Raw genomic sequence first — 22,639 nt, forward strand, 5'->3', positions numbered from 1 at the left:
AAAACGAACCCTCCCGACCCATCCGATGTTCGGCTCGGTGGGCAACGTCAATGCGATGACGATCCTGCCCCCCGCGTCGCGCAACGCATGGTCAACGGCGACACCATGCCGATTCCGACCCCGCGTTGCGCGACTGGCTGGCGCACCGCCCTCACCCTCCGGCCATGGATTTCGCGTCCTTGCTCGACGCGAGATTCATGATCAAGGCGCCGGGGTTCCTGCGCAGGTGACGGGCGCGCCCGCGGAGCAGGCCTTTTCGAAGGGTTTGCCGGCGACCCGATCCCCGAGGAAAGAGAGGATCTCCGGCAGCGCCCAGGTCGTGGCCTTCGTGTGCGAAGCGCCGGCGCACTCGAGGTAACGCATGGGCATGCCCGCGTTGCACAGCGCCTCGAAGGCCGCGCGTTCGGTCGGGGTATCGACCAGCGTATCCGCCTCGCCCGTGATGTAGAGAATGCCGTAACTCTGCGCGTCCTTCTGGATGCGCGACACGCTCGTCGTGGTCAAACCATTCTCGGCGGCCATGCAGCCCCACGGCGCGAGCTCGTCCAGCGTCCCCGACGCGGCGGCGTCGAGCACTGCGGGCTGGAAGAGCGACGAAAGCATCTCCTTGCCCGAAAGGAGATCCCCCGGATCGCACCCCGCGCCGAGGGCCTCCGGGACGTCCTGATCGAGCGGCGGGAGCAGCACCTCCGCGAGCTTGCCCTCCGCGCCGTACCAGCCCGCGCTCGCGCCATAAAACGCAATCATGTTGGCGGTCGATTCGCGCATCGTGGTGAGCGCCAGCGTGCCTTCGCCGACCATGTCCGCAGGCGGGACCGTGGTCGCAACGCCGACGATCTCGAGCTCGCGCGCATAATAAGGCGCGAGGCGATCCACCCAGAGCGCCGCGTGCCCGCCCTGGGATCCGCCCACCACGGCGAGCCGCGTCGAGGGACGCGCGCCGCCCTCGCGGATCTCCTCGGGCAGGCGCAGGACCGCGCGGGCCGCGTCGAGCGATGCAATGGCGGTCGCCTGACCGACCAGGTACGGGTGCAAAAAGCCCGTGGGCGGCGATTCGTTCTTGAGGCCGATGTAATCGGGCGCCACGACGATGTACCCGATCGACGCGAGCGCGGCCGCGAGCGCCGCGGTATCCGACGCCGAGCTCGGGCCGCAGCCATCGGTGAACCCGCTGGTCCCGTGCAGGACCATGAGCGTCGGCAGCGCCTCGGCGCCTTCGGGCACGGTCGTCGGCCACGCGAGGAGCGCGGTCGCCTCCACCTGCTTGCCGCGGTCCTGGGTCACGTACGTGAAAACGTGGGTCACGACGTCGTATTGCAGCGAGACGGGCAAGTCGCCGAGCGCCTCGGCCGCGAGCGCGTCGAGCAGGCCCTTGGGGTACGTGGCCGTCGCCCTGTGCGTGGTGACCTCGCCGAGCGCGAGATCCCTCTGCCAGGCGTGATCGGGCTGCCCGCAGCGGGCCGCGGCATCGGCGAGGGCGTCGGTCTCGGGCGTCCCTGCGACCTCGGGGGCCGGGGTTTCCGGCGTACCGGGGACACTGGGCGGGGGATTTTCCTCACCGCCGCACGCGGCGAGGGCGAAGGTGGTGCCAAAAAGAATGCCGCGAACGCGGCGAGCGAAAAGGTGCCTCATGGGCCCCGCACCTTACGCGTTGCGCCGCGGGCCGGCAATGGCCCCGGCGTGCCCGAGCTTTTGATCAACGAACCGCGGGAGCCACGCGTCCGGAGCGCCAAAACAAGAACCCGGCCACGACGAGCGTCAGTGCCGCGGCGAGAACCGAGCTTGCCAAAAGCGTTCGTCCGCAATCCCCGGAGCGAGCGCTCATCCACCAGCCCGGATGAAGCACCAGAAGCAGGAGCAACGGCCACTGCTTCCGAACGCCAGCGGCGCGCACTCGAGGAACGAAGGTCGATCCCACCGCCACGAGAGCGGTCACGAACCACAGGATCCAGCCGAATCGCTCGGCGCGGAGGATCGCTTCCATCGCCCCCGGACCCGAGCACGCAAACGCGACCCCATCGACCCCCAGCACGGCGGCGACGATCCCCAACACGTACCACGGCCGGGCAGTGCTCGGAAAACGCATTCACCACGGCTAGCAAACGGTTTCCGGGTGTCAAGAGACGCCGCGCGTTCACGATATTCCAACGCATCGCGTCCTCGACCGCAAGATTCTTCCAAACGGCCCGTGCTCCGGCCCGCGTCGCGCCCGCGGCCACCCCGTTTCCACCTTCGACTCCCGCGCATTCACACTTTTTCCGCGGGAGCGCAAGGCGCGTCCATACGCCGCGCCTCGCCGGGCGCATCTTGCCCTCGTCGGCGCGCACTTCTCCCCCGCGTCGCCCAGGAGCTCACGACCATGCACAGCCGTCCTCTCTCGATCGCAATCCTCTCTTTTCTGGTCTCGACCTCGGCGCTCGTCGCCGGCTGCAGCTATGATCCCGCGCCCGCCTCGACCCAGAGCTCGTCCTCGTCCTCGTCCTCGGGCTCGGGCGGCAGCGGCGGCGCCGGCGGGGCGGGCGGCAATGGCGGCAATGGCGGTGGCGGGGGGAGCAGCAGCGCCCCCGAGGTGGTCGCCGCCTTCGATCCGATGAAAGGCGAATACGTCGAGGGGCTCGACGTCAAGGACGGCGTCGCTTACGTCGGCGCGGTGCTCACCGGGCAAATCCTGAAGGTCGACCTCGCGACCGGCGCGATTTCGCCTTTCGGCGCCATGCCCGCCTTCCCGCAAAACGGCGGCGCGCTCGTCGGCCTGACCCTCGGCCCGGACGGCGCCGTCTACGGCGCGCTCAACATCACCGCGCAAGGCGGGCCGCAAACGGGCATCTATCGCGTGCCGGCCGCGGGCGGTGAGGCGATGCTTTTCGCCTCGGATCCGGCCATGGCCTTCAACAACGATTTGCGCTTCACCGAGGCCGGCGACCTCCTCGTCAGCGACTCGATGTCCGGCACCATCTTCAAGGTGACGAAGGACGGCACGGTCTCGAAATGGCTCGAGGACATGCTCCTCACGCCCGACCCGGCCATCTGTGGCGTGCAGACGAACTTCCACCTCGGCATCAACGGCTTCGTGCGCGCCGGGGACGCGTATTACGCGACGAACACCGATCGCGCCTCGATCGTGAAGATCCCCGTGAACGCGGACGGCAGCGCGGGCCAACCCGAGGTCTTCCTGGCCACGGATTGCGCCACGCTCTCGGGCGCCGACGGCATTGCGGTGGACCCGAGCACGGGCGACCTGATCGTGGCGGTCAATTACAAGGAGACGATCATCCGGGTGGGCATGGACAAGACGGTGAAGAGCATCGCGAGCGGCGAGCCGCTGCAATCGCCGGCCTCGCTCGTCGTCGACGACGGGAACCTCTACATCACGAATGCGGCGTTCGCGGCGCTGGCCTCGGATCCGTCGAAGGCCAAGCCGTCGCTCGCCAAGCTCGTGCTCCCGTAGACGCGGGCGCGGGCGGGACATCGAGGCGCGCGCGGGCGCGTGGCCGGGCGAGGTCCCGGAGCCACGCGCCCGGCGTCGTCCCGAACTCGGCCCGGAAGGCGCGGGTATAATGGCTCTGATCCGCGAAGCCGAGCTCGTAGGCGATCACGGAGGGCGGCTGCCCCTGCCGCAGCAAAAAGAGCGAACGGGTGAGGCGCAGCCGGAGCTGGTAAGCGTGCGGCGGCATTCCAACCGCGGCGCGAAATGCACGGACGAGATGATATTTGCTGAGGCCCGCGACCGCCGCGAGTTTGTCGAGCGGAACCTGCTCGCCGGGGTGGGCGTGCAGGTACTCGCGGGCGAGCGCGACGCCGCGCGGCTCGGAGAGCGGGCCCTTTCCCTCGGCCGCGCCGCCGAACAACCGCCGGAGGCTCGTCACGAGCCAGCTCTCCCATTCGAGCGACCCCGCGCCGGACCAGAGGCTCTGATGGAACGCCTGGAGCCCGAGGGCGGCGACGGGATCGGCGAGCACGAGCGGCGTCTCGGGCAACGAAAGGCGGGCGCCCGCCGCCTCTTCGAGGTAATGGGAGAAAACACGAGCGTCCATCGATGCGCCGAGATTCTCGGGCGCATGACCGGGGATCGCGGTGACGGCATACGTGGTGTGCGCCGGCATGATCCACACGCGTGGCGCCTCGCGAGCGTCGCTGACCAGGAGCCCCCCGGCCGTCTCGGTGCGGACCATGCCGCGAAGCAGCACCCCCACCTGGATCCGCGGCTCCTCGGTGCCTTCGGCCGCGAACGATCGCGCGTTCGACCGAAAGAGCTGCACGGCGGCGCTGGTCGCGGGCGTCTGAAATTCGCAAGCGTGAAATTTTTCCGGCGCCTTTGCCATTCTCGATGCAATCGTAGCACTGATCCTTGGTGTACAGAAGGATGCGCCGGCTCCACCCCGACGCCGCGCCAAGTCCGCCCTCCCTCGATGGGAGCACGGATCGCGGAGTCCGCTTGAGCCCGATGCCGAGGCGCGGTAGCATGGCGTACGAAGGTCGACTTCCATGACGAACCGAATCCGCGAGTTCGCAACCGTCGCCGCGCTGGCCACTGCGCTCGGTGGCTGCTCTTCACGCGCGCTCCTGTCCGGGCCCGAGCCGCAGGTCCTTCGGCCGCGCGTCGAAATGTCCGGGCTCGGCAAAGGCCGTGTCGTCGTCGAGGCGCTGCCGGAAGGCTGCGGCGTCGAGTGCCTCGACCAGTGGGGCAAAGGGATCGCGTTCCGGCTGAAGGCCATCCCCGACGATCGTTCGGCGTTCGTGGGCTGGGCCGGCGCGTGCTCGGGTACCGGCCCCTGCGAGCTCATGCCGGATCAGTTCTGGATGTCGGCCACGGCTCGTTTTGCCGACCGCTCGTCGGTATGGTCGACCGTCGTCGCGTCGCGGACCAATCTGAGCGGCGCCTGGGGTCTCGCCGTCACGAGCGACGGCGACGCGCTCGTCGGCGGCTCGGATGCCGACTTCCTGTCGCGCTTCGATGCCCAAGGCGCGCGCGTCTTTCGCCTCGACGCGCGCGGCGCCTCCGCCCGCGCCGTGGCATTCGATCCGGAAGGCAATGCCATCGTGGTCGGGTCCGCGCGGCGCCCCACGCGCGACGCTGCGGACATCGCATGGCTCGGTCCGGTGGGCGAGGAGCCGAGCGCCTTCATCGCCAAGATTGCGCGCGACGGCCGCGCGCTCTGGTCGCGTGTTCTTCCTTCATCGTTCGGCGCCTCGCTCCACGCGGTCGCCGTCGACCCAGCCGGCGATGCCTATGTCGCCGGCGGCTTCCAGGGGCGGCTCGCAATCGGCGACGTCGCGTACGACGAACCCGCCGGCACCGGCCTCGTTGCGCGCTTCCGGCCGGACGGCTCGCTCGCGTGGCTGCGCGCATGCGGAGGAACCGGCCTGCACATGACCAGCATCACTCGGACGTCCACGGGCGAGGTCGTCGCTGCGACAGCCAGGTTCCAGCGGGAGCAGCGCCCGGTGGGCGCCGCTGTCGTCGCGTTGTCGACGCAAGGCGAGTACCGCTGGAGCTGGCATAGCGAGTCCGCCGCCATGGATCTCGATGCAATCACGTCACTCGACGGGGGGGACGTCGTGGTCGGGGGCAAGGTCCGAGGACCGGTGCGCTTGGCCGGCCACGATCGGCCGCCGCTCGGAGAGTTCTGGGAGGATGCAATCGTGGTGCGAATCGCGCCTCCCGGGGTCGAGCGCTGGGCGCAGCGCTTCGGTGGGCCGGGAATCGATCACGTGACCCACCTCGACGGAGACGGGCACGGCCTGCTCGTCGCGACCGGGGCTTTCACCGGTCCGATGCGCTTCGGCAATCAGGTGCTCGAAAGCGAGGCGTATGTCGCCAAGGATCCCTATGGCAGCACGTCGCCGCCGGATGGCTTCGTCGCGAGCTTCGGTCCAGGCGGCGAACCACGCTGGGCGGAGCGCTTCGGCCACGCGGGCACCGACACCGTGTGGGGCGCGTCCGTGGACGCGCGCGGCACGCTCCGATTGCTCGTGGAACACCTCGACGTGCGCGAGCAGGTGCACGACGGCGGCAAGACGATCTGGGGTGAGCACGAGTATGCGCTCGTCGCGCGCGGCCCCGCGCGCTAGCTCCGCCGTTCCCGATCGTTCTACGCCACATTCCCATCCTTCGGCCCCTGACTGCAATTGAATGGGCGGCCCGAGGCGTCACCTCGAAGCCGAACCATTGCAAAGAACCCATTCGCAGAGCAGAGTCCACGTTCCTCGCGGGCAGCTTCCACGGGACGACCATGCCGTCGATCGCAAAGCGATCGGGACGTCGGGCATTCGTCCATCCCGAAAGGAACCGATATGACGAAAAGGCTTGGACAGGGATTCGCCTTCGTGCTCGTTTCGTTCGGCCTTGCGGCTTGTACCACCGGCGCGGACGATGGCGCGGAGGACGTGGGGACGGCCTCGGCGGCCCTCTCCCCGGACGGCCGGTACATTCTCAAGCTCAAGAATTATTCGAAGCGAGCCGAGGTGCTCGCGGCGGCGGCAGGTCATCTCGAGATCGAGCTCCCCGAACACGGCGCCATCGCCGTGACGCTGCCCGACGCGGCCGTTCAAGCCATCGCCAAGAACCCGAACGTCGAGTACGTCGAGGTCGACCCGCGACGCGAGCCATCCACGCAATGGCCGCCTTATGGTATCGCGATGGTGCAGGCGTCGGATCCGGCCCTGGCAAACCTGAGCGGCGGCGGCACGAAGGTCTGCATCATCGACTCGGGCCTCTACACCGAACACGCGGATCTGAAGGGCGTGCCCGTCTCGGGCTATGATGGCAACCTGCCCTGGAACATGGACGGCTGTGGCCACGGCACGCACGTCGCGGGCACGATCGCCGCCGTGAACAACACGCAGGGCGTCGTCGGCGTCGCCCCGGGCGACGTATCCCTTCATATCGTGCGCGTCTTCGGCAACAATTGCTCGTGGGCGTACGCGTCGACCCTCGTCAACGCGCTCGGCAAATGCAGATCCGCCGGGGCGAAGGTCGTCAGCATGAGCCTCGGTGGAACGGTCAGGAGCATCTTCGAGGAGATCGCCTTCCAGAGTGCTTATGACGCGGGCGTTCTCCCGATTGCGGCCGCGGGCAATGCGGGCAACACGTCGACGTCCTATCCGGCCGGATATGCTTCGGTCATGTCGGTGGCGGCGGTGGACAGGAACAAGGCGCTCGCCAGTTTCTCGCAGCGTAATGCCGACGTCGAGATCGCCGCGCCGGGCGTGGAGGTGCTCTCGACCGTGCCCTGGGCGACGCCGAGCGTCGCTGTGGGCTCGAACGTCGATTCGGGCGGGCTCATCGAGGGCGCGGCGCAAATGACCGTCACGGGCGCGCTCGTGAACGGCGGCCTGTGCGACACGATCGGCGCGTGGGAGGGCAAGGTCGTCCTTTGCCAGCGCAGTTCGAACGGCCTCGCGGCGAAGGTCGACAACGTGCGGAAAGGAGGCGGCGTCGGCGCGGTCGTCTACAACAACGTCTCCGGTTACTTCTCGGGCACGCTCGGCACGGGCGTCACGAGCGTGATTCCGGCCATCACCCTGCGAATGGAGGACGGCCAGAAGCTCGTCGCCAATTCCATCGGCGCGGCCGCCACGCTGAACACGGTGCGGCTCGTGCCGGGCACGGGGTACGAGTGGTGGAATGGAACGTCGATGGCGACGCCGCACGTCTCGGCCGTCGCCGCGCTCCTCTGGAGCCAGAAACCGTCGGCGACGAACGTCGAGATCCGCAATGCGATCGACGCGTCGGCGCAGGACCTCGGCGCGGCCGGCCGCGATTCGTCGTTCGGATATGGCCTCGTTCAGGCGAAGGCCGCGCTCGACGCCCTCCTGGGCACGAGCGGCAGCGCCGCCAGCGACAGCGTCGAGGTCTGCAAGGCGGCCGGCGAGAGCTGCGCGGACGATTCGGAGTGCTGCTCGGGCACCTGTCAAAATGGCAAGCAGATCTGCAAGTGAGCCATGCCGCGAACGCCCTGGATCAGACGATCCAGGGGCAGCTCGCCGCCGGTCCGGGTGCTCCCGAAGAAGACACGCTCATCGGGCTGCACCCGCTTCTAGTGCCAGCAAGGCGAACGTTGCCAGCCAGTGTTCGCCCATGTAATCGCCGGCCACGTGAGCGAGCCCCACGGCGAGATGTTCATCGGCGGCCGCAAGCGCGACGGCGCGCACCGGGTCGTCGGCCGGCAGGGCCCTCGCAATCGAACGGAAGCACCAGGCCCGGCTCAGGTTCAGGCCGTCGAGGTGAGCGATTTTTCCGTCGCTGCGGTCGCTCACGAGGGCCGGTTTGAACAGGCTCTCCGGCATCCGGCCGGCCGCTCGGGGCAGGAAACGCGCGAACCACGGGCGAAACTCGGCCGCCGGAAGAAGGCGGCGCAGGCATTCGGCTTCGACCAGCGTGGGGGAGAGGAAGTCGTCGCCGCTCGGCTCCCAGGCCGGGGCATCCGCGTCGGCGAGGTACCATCCTCTGGCGGTGGCTTCGATCAGCCGGGCCAATTCGTCATCGTTCGCAGCCTCCGCATACTCGGAGGCGAGCGCCAGGGCGAATGCCGTATTGAAATGCGTGCCGGTGCGAATCGGATAGGTAGCTTTGGGCAGGAACGCCTTGAAGCGCTCGGCGAAAGCACGGGCCAGCGGGCGTAGGACCTCGCGATGGGGAGCCCCCTCGTGGCGCCCGAGCTCCGCGCCCAGCATGAGCAACCATGCCCAGCCATAAGGCCGCTCGAAGCCCTTGCTCTCCGGGCGGGCGAGATAAGCGAGCTCTCCAGCGACGTTTTCCGGCGTCAGCATGCGCTCGAACAGGGCACGAATCTCGGCCGCGGGGGTCATGTCCGGGAATCGCCGCAAAAGGCGCGCGAGCAACCAGTAGCCGTGGACGCACGAATGCCAGTCGAAGCTGCCGTGGAAAATCGGATGCAGGACGCGCGGCGGCAGGACGTCCCCATCGCCGGCCATCACGTGGTCGAGCTTGTACGGATAGGGCCGGGTCACGTGGCCCAGGGCGAGCCGCGCGAATTTCGTGGCCAGCTCCGGGGTGAGCTCAATAGCGGAAGACGAGGACATACATCAGCACCGTGTTGGCGAGGAGGAGAACGAGGGCCGTGGGGACCTGCGCCTTGATGACTCCATTTCGGTCGGAGAGCTCGAGCAGCGCAGCCGGCACGATGTTGAAATTCGCGGCCATGGGGGTCATCAGGGTTCCACAGAAGCCGGACAACATCCCCACGGCGCCCATGATGGCCGGATTTCCACCGAACCGCTGGACGATCAGCGGCAGGCCGATCCCAGCGGTCATCACCGGAAACGCGGCGAAAGCGTTCCCCATGATCATGGTGAAGAGGGCCATGCCGCACGTATAAGCCGCCACCGCGGCGAACGCGCTCCCGGCTGGCAACCAGGCCGACGCGAGCGTCCCGATGGCGGTCCCGACCCCGGAGGCCGCGAAGACCGCGCCGAGGGCGGCGAGCATTTGCGGAAGAATGGCAGCCCAGCCGACGGTGTCGAGCAGCCGGCGCCCCTCCTGCATCGGGACGTTCGGCCTTGCCCCGAGCATCGGCATCGCAATGGCGAGGGCGACGAACACGCCCAGGATCAGCGAGACCAGGGTCGCCTGCTTGGGCTCGACGAGCCCCGCAAGCTCGGGCCGCTTGAACAGAAACGTACCGAGGAGCGCCGTGGCGGGAATCGCGAGTGCCGGCAGAAACAGCTTGTTTTTCAGGCGGGCCGCGCTCGCGCGTCGCTCCTCGGGGCTGCTCGTCGCCGGCGCGCCGCGCCCCAGGCCGCCGATGCCCGCCGTGAGCACCATGGCAATGACCACGAGGCCGTTGACCACGTCCGGCAGGTACGAGCCGAACAGGAAGCTCACCGCGAACAATCCCCAGAACGTGGTATTCTTCCAGCGCTTCGGGTTCGTCTTGTCGCGCGCGCTCAGCGCCGCGATGATGACGAAAAAGACTCCGGCAATGACGTAGAGGACACCGTACCCGATCATTGCCTGCCCTCGGCGATCAAGCGAGCGAGATGTCGGTCGAACAGCATCATCTGCGTGCCATGAATCAGCAGCGCACAGATCGCCGTGGGGATGGCCCAGACCGAGAGCTGGAGAGGTTCGACGAGGATTCCGTTCTGCGCGAGGAAGCCCTTGATCAGGAGGATCGAGGCAATCGCGATGAAGATGTCCTCGCCGAAGAACAGCGCAATGTTATCGGCCGCGGCGGCGTGCGCCCGCACGGTCTGGCGGGCCGCCTCGGGGAGCGGCCCGTGATGCGCCTCGGCGGCGGCCTCGGCCATGGGGGCGATCAACGGGCGCACCATCTGGGCGTGCCCGCCGAGCGAAGTCAGGCCGAGCGCCGCGGTGATCTGACGCAAAACGAAATAAAGCAGCAATAACCGACCGGCGGTGGCCGCGCGAATGGTGCCGATCAGGGTCTTCGCCCGCTCCTGCAATCCTGCCCGTTCGAGCAGCCCGATCACGGGCAGCACGACCCAGACCACGCTCACGTATCGGTTCTCTTGGAAGGCCTTGCCGAAGGTCGCCACGACCTCGACGGGCCCCATGCCACCGGCCAGCCCGGTCAATAGGGCCGCCGCCGTCACCACCAGCAGCGGGTTGAGGCGGGCCATGAAGCCCAAGACCACCACGGCGATCCCGATCAATGACAGCACGTGCCCTCCCATTTTGGTCGAAAAAACCGGGCCGTTCAGTGCGTGATGGGGCCCGTGGAGACGATGAAATCGTCGTAATCGACGATCTGCGCGGAGGGCGGCGCCCAGCTCGCGTCGCTGCCGCCGAAGAAGGTCGAGAAGTACAGCGTGTCGATGCCGTAGGTCGCGCCTGCGAGCCGGAAAAGAAAAGCCTGCTCGTCGAGGACCGGCTGCCCGTCGAACCAGGCCTGGAGAACGCCGTCATGCTCGCCGGGCGTGTTCATCAAAACCCGGTGCTCGACCGTGTGCCAGGTCCCCGGCTCGAAAGAAATCGCGCTCCCGCCCGACATGTAATCGTAATCGTCGCCGCAGCTATTGTTCTTCTCGGGGAAATACATGTACTGGACCGCCGCGCCCCCGGTGCGCCACATCATCCGCGCCGAGAAGCCGGTCGTGTCCTCGACGCAGCCCGTGGGGGCCGAACCGCCGACGAGCCCCGGGAGCTTGCCGCCCTTCATGAAGGCAAACGCAGCGCCGAACCGCACGCGGTAGGCAAGGTAAAGCTCCTGATACGTCTGCCCGAGCGGCACCTTGAACTGCACGCCGCCCTTGTCCGGGCCATACTCGCCCGCCGGATACGTCACCCGCAAAAATCGATTCTCCGCTTCGTCGACGATGCTCGCGCGCCCTTCGTCGAGCCCATTGTTCCAGCCCGGTGCGCCGAGGAAATCGCCCGCGACCATGTCCTCGCTGTAAACCCCCGGCGAGCGCTGCTGAAAATCTGCATGCACGAGCACGTTCTCCGGGCTCGATCCGCCCGCGCCCCCGGTTCCGCCCGCGCCCCCGGTCCCGCCGATACCCCCCGTCCCGCCTGCGCCGCCGATTCCGCCCGCGCCCCCGTTCCCTCCGGCGCCCCCAGTTCCGCCAACGCCTCCGTTCCCGGCGCCACCCGCGGGCGAGGAGGAGCCATTTTCCGTGCACGCGAGAAATGATGCTGTGGCGAGAACGAGAGCGAAGGCCGCGATCCGGTGTGCCATGGACCGATGGGAATGAAATACGGTTGGCCTGTCAAGCGCTTCGAGGACGGGATCCGTCGAACGCCGCGACGAACACCACCGCATCCTCCACGTCCGCGGCGACCTCGATCTCCGCCTGCCCCTCCACGATCAACGTCTCCGCGCCGAGGAGGTCGGTCGCCGTATTGGAACCGTCGACACGAATCACGACCTTCCCACGAAACACATGAAGGATCTGCGTCTCCGCCGCCAGGCAGAGGCAGACCCTGGAGCCGCGGGCGAGCGAATGAACGGCGGCGCTCGGACGGACGTGAGCCTGGCGCGCCATGACGTTGAAATCACGCGCGGGCGTCCCTCCGAGCTCGCCGTGCGTCGGCCACGCGCCGTCGAACCGATAGGGCGAAAGGAGCGAGAGGCGCCGCCGGCCCCGAGCCTCGTGCACGAGTTCCATGGGATCTCCCTCGGTCTGGAGGATGATCCTCTCGATACCCGGGAACGTGGAGAACGGCCCCGAGGCCGCGAGATCGGCGATGCTCAATCGCCAGACGAAATCATCGAGCCCGGCCCCGGGCGGGTCGACGGCAATCTCGGTCGTGGTGCCAAGACCGTTCTTCCAGGGCATGACGCGGTAATCGGACGGCCGGAGGTGACGAATCTGCACGAGGCGAAGGGTAGCCGAACGAGCCAACGTTTTCCATGTCCGAAATGCCCTTGACGGCGCGACGGACTTGGGCGAACAGCCTCGGCATCATGGACACCGCGCTCGTCGTACGATCGGTCTGGGAAGGCATGGAAGCGAGAAACTGGGACGCCGTGCGGCGCCTCGTCGCCGACGATGTCGTCGCGACGTGGCCGCAGACGCGCGAGCGGATCCGCGGCGCCCATGCATTCGTCGAGGTGAACCGGACCTACCCCGGGGACTGGCACATCACCGTGGAGGAAGTGATCGCCGAGGGCGAACGCGCCGCGGCGCGGGTGACGATCGTCCTCGGGAAGAACGTGGTCCACGCGAGCGGCTTTTACCGCGTACGTAATGGCCAGATCGTCGAGGCGACCGAGATGTTCGGCGATCCGGGGGAGCCGCCGTACGACCGCAGTCACCTCGCGGAACGGTATTGATCGCGGGACTCTCGTGGCTGCGCGGCTCGGGGTCTCGGTCAGTTCAGCGGCAAGAGGGTCAAATCCAGCGCCGCGAAGACGCCGAACCGCAGGACGGGAGCGTCGAAAGGCCCGCTCGTGCTCCCGTCGGTCGTCACCTCGACCTTGCGGAAGTTCGGCACGAACGACACGCCCAGGCCGAAGGTAAACGGCGTCGGGCTTTGCCTCGTTCCTACGCCTACCGTCCCGTAGAGCCCCGGCGAGATGAATTGCTCCCAGCTCACGGTGGGCGATTGCGCCGCCGAGCCGCTCCCCGCGGCGTCCCCGTCCGGATTGACATCCTGCAAGAGTCGCTGCTGCGTCAGCGCGCCGAGATCCAGCACGGAGATCATGAGACCGAGCGGCGCCGCTCCGCTCTCGCAAAACGATTTGGACAGGTGCAACCCCACGGGCGCGAACGCTCCGGCCCCGAGGAGCACGCCATCCGCCTTCTCCGTCAGGAGCACCTCGCCTCCGCCGTACGCACCGAAGAATGCATTCAACGCCACCGTCGGCCGGTCGAACTTCACCTTGTAGCTGCCCACGGGCGCCGCGGCGGCCTCGAAGGCCGCGGCCACGTCCTGGCTGCTCTTCGCCGCCGCGATCTCGACAATGAACGGCATGTATTGCCCGACCGCATCGAGCAGCTTCGTCACCCGCTCCACCTTGTCGAAGCCGGGCTCTCCCTTCTTCGGCAAGAGCGCCTGCATCGTCTTCACGAGCCGTGCGAGGTCCACGGCCAGCGCGCCATAATCCTCGCTCAAGCTGTCCTGGCCGAGCTGCCCCACGACCTGCAGCAGGTTCAGCACCTCCATGACCTTGCCGTCGGAGGGCGCGCCCGCGACGCCCGCCAGCGTCTGCGCCGCCTGAATCATCGCGAGCGTGCCTTGGAGCGTCGCCTGCGCGATTCGCCTGCGCCGCTCGGCGGTCGTATCGTCGTCCTTCTTTCCCTTGTTCAGGTTCTCGATGGCCTCGTCGACCGCGATGGTTGCCTCGGCCGCGGCGCGGAACGCCGTGAGGGCCTTCCCGAGCTTATCGGCGGTGAGCACGATGCCGGCATGCGACTCGAAATTGAGCGCGAGCGTGATCAGACGCGGCCCGGCCTCCGCGTCGGGACCGGTGATCAGCCTCTTCGGCTCCTCCTCCTGCCGAATGGCGTGCACGAAGCTCGATCCCACGCGCACCGATCGGAAGATATTCTTGCACCACCTCCCCGCGTCCGTGGTCCCCGTGTCGATCTCGCATTTGCGCAGCGGGATCTGGTGCACGGACGAGAGCACGTCCAGCGGATGAGGACCTCCCTCCGCGGTCATACGCGCGACGGCGTAGACGAGCCGCCCCGGCTCGTAGATGTAATGGTGCGCCGGATCCAGGTCCGTCGTCACGTGCAGGAACGAATCGGGCAACGCGACGAGGTCCTTCCTCGTCGCGGCGTTGAGGTACGTGCCCATCGAATGCAGCGGCATCTTCCCGTTGAGGGTGAGCAGCGCGTCACACGTATTCGCGAGCAGGGTCTGGCCGGGCAGCGCGCGGCCCCCGTCGTCCTTGCAGAGCGATTTGCTCATCCGCTCCTGCAGGAAAAGGATCGCCTCCTGCTTGGCCCGCGTCACGACGAACTCGGCGAGCCCCTCGACGAACCTGTTCCCGAACCCCGCCAGGGCGGATGCGCCCCCCACCCCGGACGCGAACGCTCCGATCACCACCGATTTCATCTCGGGCACGAGCTTCTCGACGAGCTCGTCCGACGTAGATGCAAGGGCGAGCGACGACTTGTCGATGGCGTCGGCCAGTGAGGGAAATACGTTGGAGGCGTGGAGCGCCCGCAGGAGCGTGAGCTGCTCCTCCGTGAGATTCTGCCACCTCTTCGAATCGGCAAGGACCGCGCATGTCTGCGCGAGATTCGCGAGGTGCGCGACGAGAAGGTCCATCGCGTCGGCCAACGTCTTCTCCGCTGCGTCGCGCGCCCTCGTTTTTTGCCCGATAGAGGCGTCGAGCTTCGGCTTTGCCTCGTCGTATGCCTTCTTTGCCTCGTCGTATGCCTTCTTTGCCTCGTCGCGCTCCTTCTCGGCCTGCTTGCGCGCGTTGCCGACGCTGGCCTTGGTGACCGCATCCTCCTTGTCCTTCAGCGTCTTCTGCAGCCCCTCGAGCGCCTCTTCTCTTTTCTTTTTGTCCGCCTCCTTCTCGGCCAGCGCCGTGCGCGCCTGCTCGGCGGCCTGGGCGGCGCGGGCCGCGCCCTTCACGTCGTCGTCGAAGCTCGCCGGGGCGCGCTTGGCGGCGCTCGTCAGTGCGGCGCTGTTCACGTCGGAGAGTTTCTTGCACGTCTCCTGGAGAGTCTGGCCAAAGGGATCCTTCGGGACCGGGCGCACGGGGAGCACGATCGGCGAGGAATCCGCGCTGTACGACGGCGACGCGGGCGGCGCGGCGGGGGTGGTGGCAGCGTGGGCGATCACCGGCGACACGACGCCCGCCGTGACGAGCGCGGCCGTGCAAGCAAGCTTCATCGAATCTTTCATTTCAGATCATCTCCTCGAATCATTCAACATTCACGTCGCAAACCCTAGATCCCCGAGATCGCCGCCGGCGCGTCGACGAGACCCGCATCGATGCTTCCTGCGCCATGCACGCGCCTCGCCGTGCGCCGCAGGACCTCGGGGATCCGCGCCGCCGCCTGGCGCCGCGAAGGGCCGGTGCGGGTCGACAAGATCAAGGCCACGACCCCGCTCGTGAGGGCCGTGGCGCCAGAGGTATGGCCAAAACGCGTCGAGGCGTCTCCGCCCGCGTCGATGTGCAAGAGCTCCTCCCCCGGAGCGAAGACGTCGGTGAAGCGACCGAGCCGCTGCTCCGACAGGGGCTCTCCATCGGCGTCCAGCGCGCCGACCACGACGACGCCGGGAGTCTTCTCGGGGAATGCATTCGAGACCGACGGATCATTGCCGGACGCGGCCACGACGACGAGCCCCTTATCGAGGACTTTGCCCACGGCGTCGAACATCGCCTGCCATGCCGACCGGAAGACGAAGCTGCACGAGACGACGTCGCATTCGAGCCGGAGGGCCGTCTCGAGGCCTGCGATGACGCGGTCCTCCTCGGGATTGCCGTCGAGGTCCGCGACACGAATGCTGACCAGCGTGGCCTCGGGCGCGACGCCGGGCGCGCGCTTGTCGCGCGAAGCGATGAGGCTCGCGCAAGCCGTCCCGTGGCCCGCTCGATCCCCGGGGCCGACGTGATTGCCATCGTGATCGAGATAAAGCGCATCGGCACCGAGCAACCCGGACACGCGCGCGACGCCGCTGTCGAGCAGCGCGACGCGGACCCCCTCGCCCCGCGTCTTCTTCCACAGGCCGGGGACGCCGAGCGCCACGAGGTGGTCGCTCTCCAACCCCCGGCTGGACGTGAACGACGCTAGAATCCTCGGCGCCCCCTTGTTGCGCGACGCGTGCACCTCGAAGGGAGCCCATGCCACGACAGAACGACTCATTTGCATACCTCCCGAGCAAGCGCTCGACACGAAGACGGACAATGGGCAATGACCGTGCCAGGCTCTTCCGTTCCTCGTGATTCGCGGCTTTTCGAGAGGGCGACCTTCCCGCACCACGCATAGCGTGCACGTGCGCGCAGGTCCTGCGCTGGAGCGAAGGGCACGCGCGGCGAGTGGGTTCGAATGTCCCGGGCCACGCCGCCATGCGCGACCCTTCGGGGCTCGTCCACGCCCCTCGACACCTCGTCCCCCCTCCTCGACACCACACCCCCTTCCCCTTTCTCACCCTTTCGTGATAAATACCTCCCATGTCGCCCACCGCGCCCGATCCCGCCCAATACACCCGTGCTCCGGTCATGACCCTCGAAGGTGGCATCACGCTTTGCCGCGTCCTCGCGGAGAGCTGCCCCAAGGCCATGCCGGCGTCCGTCAAGAAGTCGCAAAAGCGGCTCACGGAGGTCGCGGAGGCGGCGCAGGTCGCTTATACGTTGCGCAAGAAGGCGCTCGGGCGCGGGGGCGAGGAGGATTCGCGGCCCATCGACAGGGCCGGCGACAATTCATGGGGCGCGCTGCGCGGCAGGCTCCAGGCGTATACGTTGCTCCCCGCGGAGACGTATCCGGACGCGAAGCGCGCGGCCGAGATCCTCGCGAGCTTGTTCGGCGAATCGGGGCTCTCGTTCCTCACGGAATCGTATCCCGAGCAATATGCCATCGCGGACTCCGTGCTCCGGCGCATCGACGAGGAGGGGTTCGCCGTCGATATCGATCGGATCGCCGGCAAGGAGTTCCTCGCGAACGTCCGCGTGCAGCACGTCGCGTATGGGAAGATGGTGGCCGGCGTGTTGCAGCGCGAGGCGGCGCTCTCCGAGGACCTCGGCGAGCACGTGCGGGCCATGGGGCAGGAGATCGTCGATTACGCGACGAAGGTGCTCGCCACGATCGAGCGGGACAAGCCGGCGACGATCACGGCGGCGCGGACCGCCCTCCGGCCGCTCGATTCGTTCCGGGAGGCCACGCAGAAGCGCCCGCGCAGCAGCGGCGAGGCCGACGCAGGCCCGCCGGCCTCGCCCGAAAGGACGTGAGGGCGTCGCCCGAGGCCGATCGGTCTCGGGGAGCGGGTCGGGACATCGATCGGGGAGGCCGGGAGGCGTCGGGATTCGAGGGGACGAGATGCGTCCCGAGGCCTCCGGGCTTGCGATATCGAGGCGAAAGGTCATTCCGAGAGGCCGGGCGGTCTGCAAAATCGGGGGAACAGGTCGTCTCGCGAGGCCGGGCGGTCTGCCGAATCGGGGGAACGGGTCGTCTCGCGAGGCCGGGAGGCCTTCCGGCAGGGGTCGTGCTCCTGTTCGGGAGGCCTTTAGGCTTGCCAGATCACAATATCAGGGGCGACCGGCATTACATCCTGCCTGCCGGCCTTGCGCAGGACCCGCTCGGAGGACCTGTACGGGTGCACCGACGCTGGCGCGATCGGATGAAACATTGGCGTGATCCGATTGGCGCCTCGTTCCCGGGAGGCGAATGCTGTCCGGGTGAGCCGCGATGTCGGCTCTGGAAAGGTCGATTGCATGTCCAAGGTTTGGCTCATCACGGGAAGTGCGCGCGGGCTCGGATGGGAAATCGCGCAGGCTGCGCTCGCGGCCGGCCATCGCGTCGTCGCCACGGCGCGCAAACCCGAGCATCTAAGCGCGCTCGTCGAGGCGCATCCCGAGCACGCGCGCGCGGTCGCGCTCGACGTATCCGATCCGGCCGCGGCGCGCGCTGCGGTCGAGGCTGCGGTGCGCGAATTCGGTCGCCTCGACGTCCTCGTCAACAATGCGGGGTATGCGAATGTCTGCTCGATCGAAGACGTGAGCGACGAGGACTTCCGCGCGCAGTTCGAGACCAATTTCTTCGGCCTCGTGAACGTGACGCGCGCGGCGCTCCCCGTCCTGCGAAAGCAGCGCGACGGACACATCATCCAGATCTCGTCGATCGGAGGTCGCAAAGGCTCCCCCGGCCTGGGCTCGTATCAATCGGCGAAATTCGCCGTCGAGGGCTTCTCCGAGGTGCTCCACGCCGAGGTGCGGCCGCTCGGCATTCGCGTGACGATCGTGGAGCCCGGGGGTTTTCGCACCGACTGGGCCGGCTCGTCGATGCGCATCGATCCGATCCAGCCCGACTACGAGCAGACCGTCGGCGCGGTGCGTGGCCTCGTCCGCAAGACCCAGGACGCGGTCCGCGGCGATCCCAAAAAGGGCGCGCAGGCGATCGTGAAGGTGGCGGCGGAGCCGAAGCCGCCGCTGCGCCTCTTGCTCGGGACCGACGCGATGTTCATCGCGAAGACGACGGCCGCCGCACAGGCGGCCGAGGACGCGAAGTGGGCGCCCCTCAGCGCTTCGACCGACTTCGACGGCCTCGGCGACTTCGCCGACACGGAGGTGGCCAAGATGCTCCTCGCCGTGCGACAATGAGGCAATGGCGGAGCTCGTTCCCATCCCCGGCGTGATGATCGAGCGCCTCGCGGCGCTCGACCTCGACGTCGACCGCATTCTCGCCAAGGTCGGCCTCTCGCGCGCGCACCTCGCCCCCCCGCGGACGCGCCTCACCACCGCGGAGTTCTTCGCGTTGTGGGACGCGATCGAGGAGGCGAGCGGCGCGCGTGATCTCGGCCTCCGCCTCGGCGCCGGGGCGCTGCCGCACAAGTACGACGTCGCGTCGATGGCCGCGCTCCACGCGGCGACGCTTGGCGAGGCGCTCGAAAAGCTCGCGAAGTACAAGCGGCTCGTCTGCCCGGAGGAGGTGTTCGTCGAAATCGAAAAAGGGGAGGCGCGCGTCGGCTTCCATTGGTGGCTCGCGGAGGGCGAGCCGCCGCGGCTCCTCGTGGACGGCACGTTTGCCGCCGTCCTCGCCCTCGCGCGGCGCGGCACCCAGAAAAACATCACGCCGGTGCGCGTCGAGCTCGCGCGGCGGCGCATGGACGCGGCCCTCCTCGCGCGCCATTTCAATTGTGAGATTCGCTTCGACGCGCCGGTCGATCGCCTCGTCTTGCCCGAGGCCGCGCTCGCCGAGCCTTTCGTGACGCACAACGCGGACCTGCTCGCGCTTCTCCTTCCCGGCCTCGACAGCGAGCTCGCGCAGGAAGGCCGTCGCCGCTCGCTCGCCGACGACGTGCGCCTCGCGCTTTGCCGCCGCATGTGCGGCGAGCGCCCGTCCGTCGACAAGGTCGCGAAGGACCTTCGAATGAGCCCGCGCACGCTGCAGCGCCGGCTCGGGGAGGCCGGGACGAGTTACCAGCGCCTGCTCGACGACGTCCGTTATCAATCCGCGCGCCGGCTGCTCGCGCGCACCGATCTCGAAGCCGGCGAGGTCGCCTTCCTCCTGGGATTCGAGGAGCTCAATTCATTCGCGCGGGCGTTCCAGGGCTGGGAGGGCATGACGCCCGCGCGCTACCGCCGGCTCGCCGCTGCTCCGCAACCGTGAGCGGCGTCGCGTAACCTTGCTCGGCGGCATGATCCGCTTGCGCGTGCGCGGGCAATTTTGGTACGCATCGGCCCCATGAAACCGGAAGAATCGCTGGCCGAGGCTTTCGAGCGGATCACGACCTGGATGACGAAGCATGGCGCGGAGCTCCTGGCCGAGAACCTCGCGCCCGGCGCGAGCGCGGAACGACTGGCGGAGGCCGAGGCGGAGCTCGGGTTTTCGCTGGGGGCCGAGCTACGGGCTCTGTGGTCGCTCCACGACGGCCAGCACGAGGAGATGAACGGATTCGTCGAAGCCTTCGATCTCTTCTCGATCGAACGAGCCCTCGGCGAAAGGGACTCCGTCATGAACGCGCTCGGGTTCCTGCGCGAGACCCCTCAGGCCATGCCGGAGTCGGGCCTCACGAATGCCGAGCTCTTCTCGGATGCCTGGATTCCTTTTGCCGGCCGCGACTCCGATGGGCTCGCCGTGAACACGGTGAGCGGGCGCGTGTTCGATGTTCGCCACGACGGTTGGCCTACCCTTTACCTGCACGCGGCTTCGATCGTGGATTGGGCGACCCAGTACGCGTCTCGCGTCGTCGCGGACGATTACCGCGTGGAGGAGGGATTCGGCGACTATTACCTCGAGCTCCGCAACCGGGAGGCTGAGCGCAGAGAAGAGGAGCAACGTCGCGCCGAGCGGGAAGAGCGGCAGCGCAAGAACAAGATGTCCGCGAAGGAGCTGCTCGACGAGGCTGTCGCGCAAAATCGAGACGACGCGGCGCAGGAGGTCCTGGAGCGAGCGGAGCGGAAGTCGAAAGCCGCGTTCACCGAGGCCGTCTCGTTGCTCTTCGCCGCGGGCGCGTCTCCGGCGTTCCTCGCGAGCGCTTTGCGCCCCATGCTGAACCGACTCACGTTGTCCGCGGCGCAGTGGCAGATCGTCGCGGAAGGCGGCGCTCGTATCGGCAACAACGCCATCCGCGACATTGCCCTCGCGCGGGCCCGTGCTGCCGCACAGAGCTGAATGGGCGTGACGAAGCCGGGTACACCGGCCACGGCCATTGACAAGATGTGAGCATCTGCCCTACGAACATGGAGGTGGAGCACCTCAACATCGCGATCTTGGGCGACACCCACGGTCACCTCACGCTGGCGTACCGGGTCCTGAAGCGGTGGCAAGAGGAGGAAGGGCAGACGATCCACCTGATCTTGCAGGTTGGGGATTTTGGTGCCTTTCCGCCACCCTACCGATTGGACAAGGCCACCAAGCGCTTCGCGGAGAGTGATCCGGACGAGCTGGGCTTCACCGCCTATTTTCACGGAGAGCCCGAGGCCGAGGAGATCCTGGGCCCCGATGCGGCGGAGCACCGCAGGATCGACGCGGACATGATCTTCATCCGCGGCAATCACGAGGACTTTTCCTACCTCTGCGAGCTCGACGGCACGGACCACGGCCCGGTGCCCGTCGACGCATTCGAAAGAATTCATTATCTCAAGAGCGGTGTGCCGTTCACGTACGAGAAGGGCGGTCATTCGTTGCGGATCGCTGGCCTGGGGGGTATCGCGGACGAGGGCGGCAACCCGGTCAAGAACGACGGCGGGGAGTGCTATACCAAGCAAGACATCAAGCGGCTGTTTGCCTTGAAAGAGCAGCTCGACGTCTTCTTGTCGCATGAACCGCCGCTCGACGCGGCGACCCGCATCCACCCCAAGTATGCGGGCGCCGGGTCCTCCGCGGTGCGAGACTTCATCCTGAACCTTCAGCCGGCATATCACTTCTGCGGGCACTACCATGAAGAGGGGCAGGAGATTTCCTTCTCCACGACCACCCGGAGCTACCACATGAACGCCGTGAGCTTCTGGCGCCCGCACCGGTTGAACCCGGGGTGCATCGGCATCTTGCAGTGGCAGGGGTCCCGCGCGCTCGGAATGTCGTTCTTGGACGCACCCTGGCTCAAGGAGTACACCAAGAGCACGTATCGGTACCTGTGATGCGCCGGTCGCTTCAGCGCGGGAAGTCGATCGAGACCGAGACGTCGCGCCAGGCTTCGAGCTCCTGCGCCACGAATGCATTCTTCGTTTCGATCGCCGCGACGGCGTCACTGCCGAGCGGGAGGCGGAGCGGGGGATTGTCCGCGCGGGTCAGATCGACCACGGCCCGCGCGAGGCGCACCGGATCGCCCGGCTGCTGCAGGCTCACCGATTTCGCGCGCTCGCGGACCTTGCCCGACGTCTCGGCGTAATCGGGGATGGTCGCCTCCGTATCGACCACCGACTTCGACTCCAGGAACTCCGTTCGAATGTAGCCGGGCTCGAGGACCGTCACGGCAATGCCGAGGGGCGCAAGCTCGGCGTGCAGCGCCTCCGAGATCCCTTCGACAGCGAACTTGGTGGAGCAATAGACGCCGAAGCCGGGGCCGGACCGATAGCCGCCGACCGAGGACAGATTGAGGATGTGCCCCGACCGTTGTTTCCTGAGCACCGGGAGCACGGCACGGGTGACCGTGAGGAGCCCGAAGACGTTCGTCTCGTAGAGGCGCCGCACATCCTCGCCCGAGGTCTCCTCGACCGCGCCGATCAGCCCGTAGCCCGCATTGTTCACGAGCACGTCGATCCTGCCGAAGCGCGCGAGCGCCGCCTCGACCGCGGCCGCGACCGAGCTCTCGCTCGTCACGTCGAGCGCGACGGGCAGCAGGGCTTCGGTTGCCCCGAATCGCTCGACCAAGCGCTTCGGATCACGCGCGGTCGCGACGACGAAGTCGCCCGCCGCAAGCGCCGCGCTCGTGATTTCCGCGCCGATGCCGCGCGACGCACCCGTGATGAACCAGACCCGCTTCGTTTGCTTCGTCATGATGAGCTCCTTTCGACGACGTTGAACATAGGCCCGTCCGACCGTGAAGACAATCAGGGTAGTTCTTGATGGGTCATGAACTCCTGGTTCA

20 protein-coding genes are annotated in these 22,639 nt (G+C 67.7%); 9 read left to right on the forward strand and 11 right to left on the reverse strand.

Features of this window, described 5'->3' with window-relative positions; genetic code table 11:
* Positions 1-201: 201 nt before the first annotated feature.
* A complete protein-coding gene (locus QHF84_RS22185; RefSeq protein ID WP_281315360.1) occupies positions 202-1,632 on the reverse strand; it encodes a lipase family protein in 1,431 nt (476 codons plus the stop codon).
* Between the two features lie 64 nt (positions 1,633-1,696).
* Positions 1,697-2,086: a hypothetical protein gene (locus QHF84_RS22190; RefSeq protein ID WP_281315361.1), complete on the reverse strand. Its 390-nt coding sequence runs from the start codon at positions 2,084-2,086 to the stop codon at positions 1,697-1,699.
* Positions 2,087-2,359: 273 nt separating this feature from the next.
* Between QHF84_RS22190 and QHF84_RS22195 the strand changes: the two genes are divergently transcribed.
* The gene (locus QHF84_RS22195; protein ID WP_281315362.1) at positions 2,360-3,448 is read left to right on the forward strand and encodes an SMP-30/gluconolactonase/LRE family protein; all 1,089 of its coding nucleotides are present in this window, start codon (positions 2,360-2,362) and stop codon (positions 3,446-3,448) included.
* Here the strand turns inward: QHF84_RS22195 and QHF84_RS22200 are convergent.
* Positions 3,369-4,322, reverse strand: a complete 954-nt coding sequence (locus QHF84_RS22200) for an AraC family transcriptional regulator (protein WP_281315363.1) — start codon at positions 4,320-4,322, stop codon at positions 3,369-3,371. The genes QHF84_RS22195 and QHF84_RS22200 overlap by 80 nt on opposite strands.
* 163 nt (positions 4,323-4,485) lie before the next feature.
* On the opposite strand from QHF84_RS22200, the gene QHF84_RS22205 reads away from it, so the two are divergent.
* Together QHF84_RS22205 and QHF84_RS22210 are read left to right on the forward strand one after the other, a co-directional pair.
* A complete protein-coding gene (locus QHF84_RS22205) occupies positions 4,486-6,072 on the forward strand; it encodes a hypothetical protein (RefSeq protein ID WP_281315364.1) in 1,587 nt (528 codons plus the stop codon).
* Positions 6,073-6,294: 222 nt separating this feature from the next.
* A complete protein-coding gene (locus QHF84_RS22210) occupies positions 6,295-7,941 on the forward strand; it encodes a S8 family serine peptidase (protein ID WP_281315365.1) in 1,647 nt (548 codons plus the stop codon).
* 78 nt (positions 7,942-8,019) lie between these two features.
* On the opposite strand, the gene QHF84_RS22215 is transcribed toward QHF84_RS22210, so the two are convergent.
* From QHF84_RS22215 to QHF84_RS22235, 5 genes are all read right to left on the reverse strand, one after another.
* Positions 8,020-9,045, reverse strand: coding sequence for a DUF2891 domain-containing protein (locus QHF84_RS22215; RefSeq protein ID WP_281315366.1), 1,026 nt, complete (start codon positions 9,043-9,045; stop codon positions 8,020-8,022).
* Positions 9,023-9,973, reverse strand: a complete 951-nt coding sequence (locus QHF84_RS22220) for a DUF979 domain-containing protein (RefSeq protein WP_281315367.1) — start codon at positions 9,971-9,973, stop codon at positions 9,023-9,025. The genes QHF84_RS22215 and QHF84_RS22220 overlap by 23 nt, the downstream gene beginning before the upstream one ends.
* Positions 9,970-10,647 carry a DUF969 domain-containing protein gene (locus QHF84_RS22225; RefSeq protein WP_281315368.1) on the reverse strand — a complete coding sequence of 226 codons (678 nt, stop codon included), beginning with the start codon at positions 10,645-10,647 and terminating at the stop codon, positions 9,970-9,972. The genes QHF84_RS22220 and QHF84_RS22225 overlap by 4 nt, the downstream gene beginning before the upstream one ends.
* A 35-nt stretch (positions 10,648-10,682) precedes the next feature.
* Positions 10,683-11,423, reverse strand: a complete 741-nt coding sequence (locus tag QHF84_RS22230; protein WP_281315369.1) for a polysaccharide lyase — start codon at positions 11,421-11,423, stop codon at positions 10,683-10,685.
* 271 nt (positions 11,424-11,694) lie between these two features.
* Positions 11,695-12,303 (reverse strand): HutD family protein, encoded by a 609-nt coding sequence (locus tag QHF84_RS22235; RefSeq protein WP_281315370.1) that lies wholly within the window; start codon positions 12,301-12,303, stop codon positions 11,695-11,697.
* 35 nt (positions 12,304-12,338) lie between these two features.
* Here QHF84_RS22235 and QHF84_RS22240 point away from each other — a divergent pair, with 35 nt between their 5' ends.
* A complete protein-coding gene (locus QHF84_RS22240; protein WP_281315371.1) occupies positions 12,339-12,761 on the forward strand; it encodes a nuclear transport factor 2 family protein in 423 nt (140 codons plus the stop codon).
* A 38-nt stretch (positions 12,762-12,799) separates the two neighbouring features.
* Here the strand turns inward: QHF84_RS22240 and QHF84_RS22245 are convergent, their stop codons facing one another.
* Both QHF84_RS22245 and QHF84_RS22250 read right to left on the reverse strand, forming a co-directional pair.
* On the reverse strand, positions 12,800-15,292 hold the full coding sequence (locus QHF84_RS22245; protein WP_281315372.1) for a hypothetical protein: 2,493 nt from the start codon (positions 15,290-15,292) through the stop codon (positions 12,800-12,802).
* 44 nt (positions 15,293-15,336) lie between these two features.
* Positions 15,337-16,257 carry a S8/S53 family peptidase gene (locus QHF84_RS22250; RefSeq protein WP_281315373.1) on the reverse strand — a complete coding sequence of 307 codons (921 nt, stop codon included), beginning with the start codon at positions 16,255-16,257 and terminating at the stop codon, positions 15,337-15,339.
* Positions 16,258-16,565: 308 nt separating this feature from the next.
* Here QHF84_RS22250 and QHF84_RS22255 point away from each other — a divergent pair, with 308 nt between their 5' ends.
* The 5 genes from QHF84_RS22255 to QHF84_RS22275 all read left to right on the forward strand — a co-directional run bounded on the left by QHF84_RS22255 (position 16,566) and on the right by QHF84_RS22275 (position 21,689).
* Positions 16,566-17,339 carry a hypothetical protein gene (locus QHF84_RS22255; RefSeq protein ID WP_281315374.1) on the forward strand — a complete coding sequence of 258 codons (774 nt, stop codon included), beginning with the start codon at positions 16,566-16,568 and terminating at the stop codon, positions 17,337-17,339.
* Between the two features lie 483 nt (positions 17,340-17,822).
* Complete coding sequence (locus tag QHF84_RS22260; protein ID WP_281315375.1) at positions 17,823-18,707, forward strand: oxidoreductase; 885 nt, start codon at positions 17,823-17,825, stop codon at positions 18,705-18,707.
* Positions 18,708-18,711: 4 nt separating this feature from the next.
* Entirely contained in the window at positions 18,712-19,716 is a 1,005-nt protein-coding gene (locus tag QHF84_RS22265; protein ID WP_281315376.1) for an AraC family transcriptional regulator, read from the forward strand.
* A 75-nt stretch (positions 19,717-19,791) separates the two neighbouring features.
* Positions 19,792-20,721 (forward strand): SMI1/KNR4 family protein, encoded by a 930-nt coding sequence (locus QHF84_RS22270; RefSeq protein ID WP_281315377.1) that lies wholly within the window; start codon positions 19,792-19,794, stop codon positions 20,719-20,721.
* Positions 20,722-20,789: 68 nt separating this feature from the next.
* Positions 20,790-21,689 (forward strand): metallophosphoesterase, encoded by a 900-nt coding sequence (locus tag QHF84_RS22275; protein WP_281315378.1) that lies wholly within the window; start codon positions 20,790-20,792, stop codon positions 21,687-21,689.
* Between the two features lie 13 nt (positions 21,690-21,702).
* On the opposite strand, the gene QHF84_RS22280 is transcribed toward QHF84_RS22275, so the two are convergent.
* The gene (locus QHF84_RS22280; RefSeq protein WP_281315379.1) at positions 21,703-22,548 is read right to left on the reverse strand and encodes an oxidoreductase; all 846 of its coding nucleotides are present in this window, start codon (positions 22,546-22,548) and stop codon (positions 21,703-21,705) included.
* Positions 22,549-22,639 lie beyond the last annotated feature (91 nt).

Source organism: Polyangium sp. y55x31, from assembly GCF_029946505.1.
Taxonomy (GTDB): domain Bacteria; phylum Myxococcota_A; class Polyangia; order Polyangiales; family Polyangiaceae; genus Polyangium.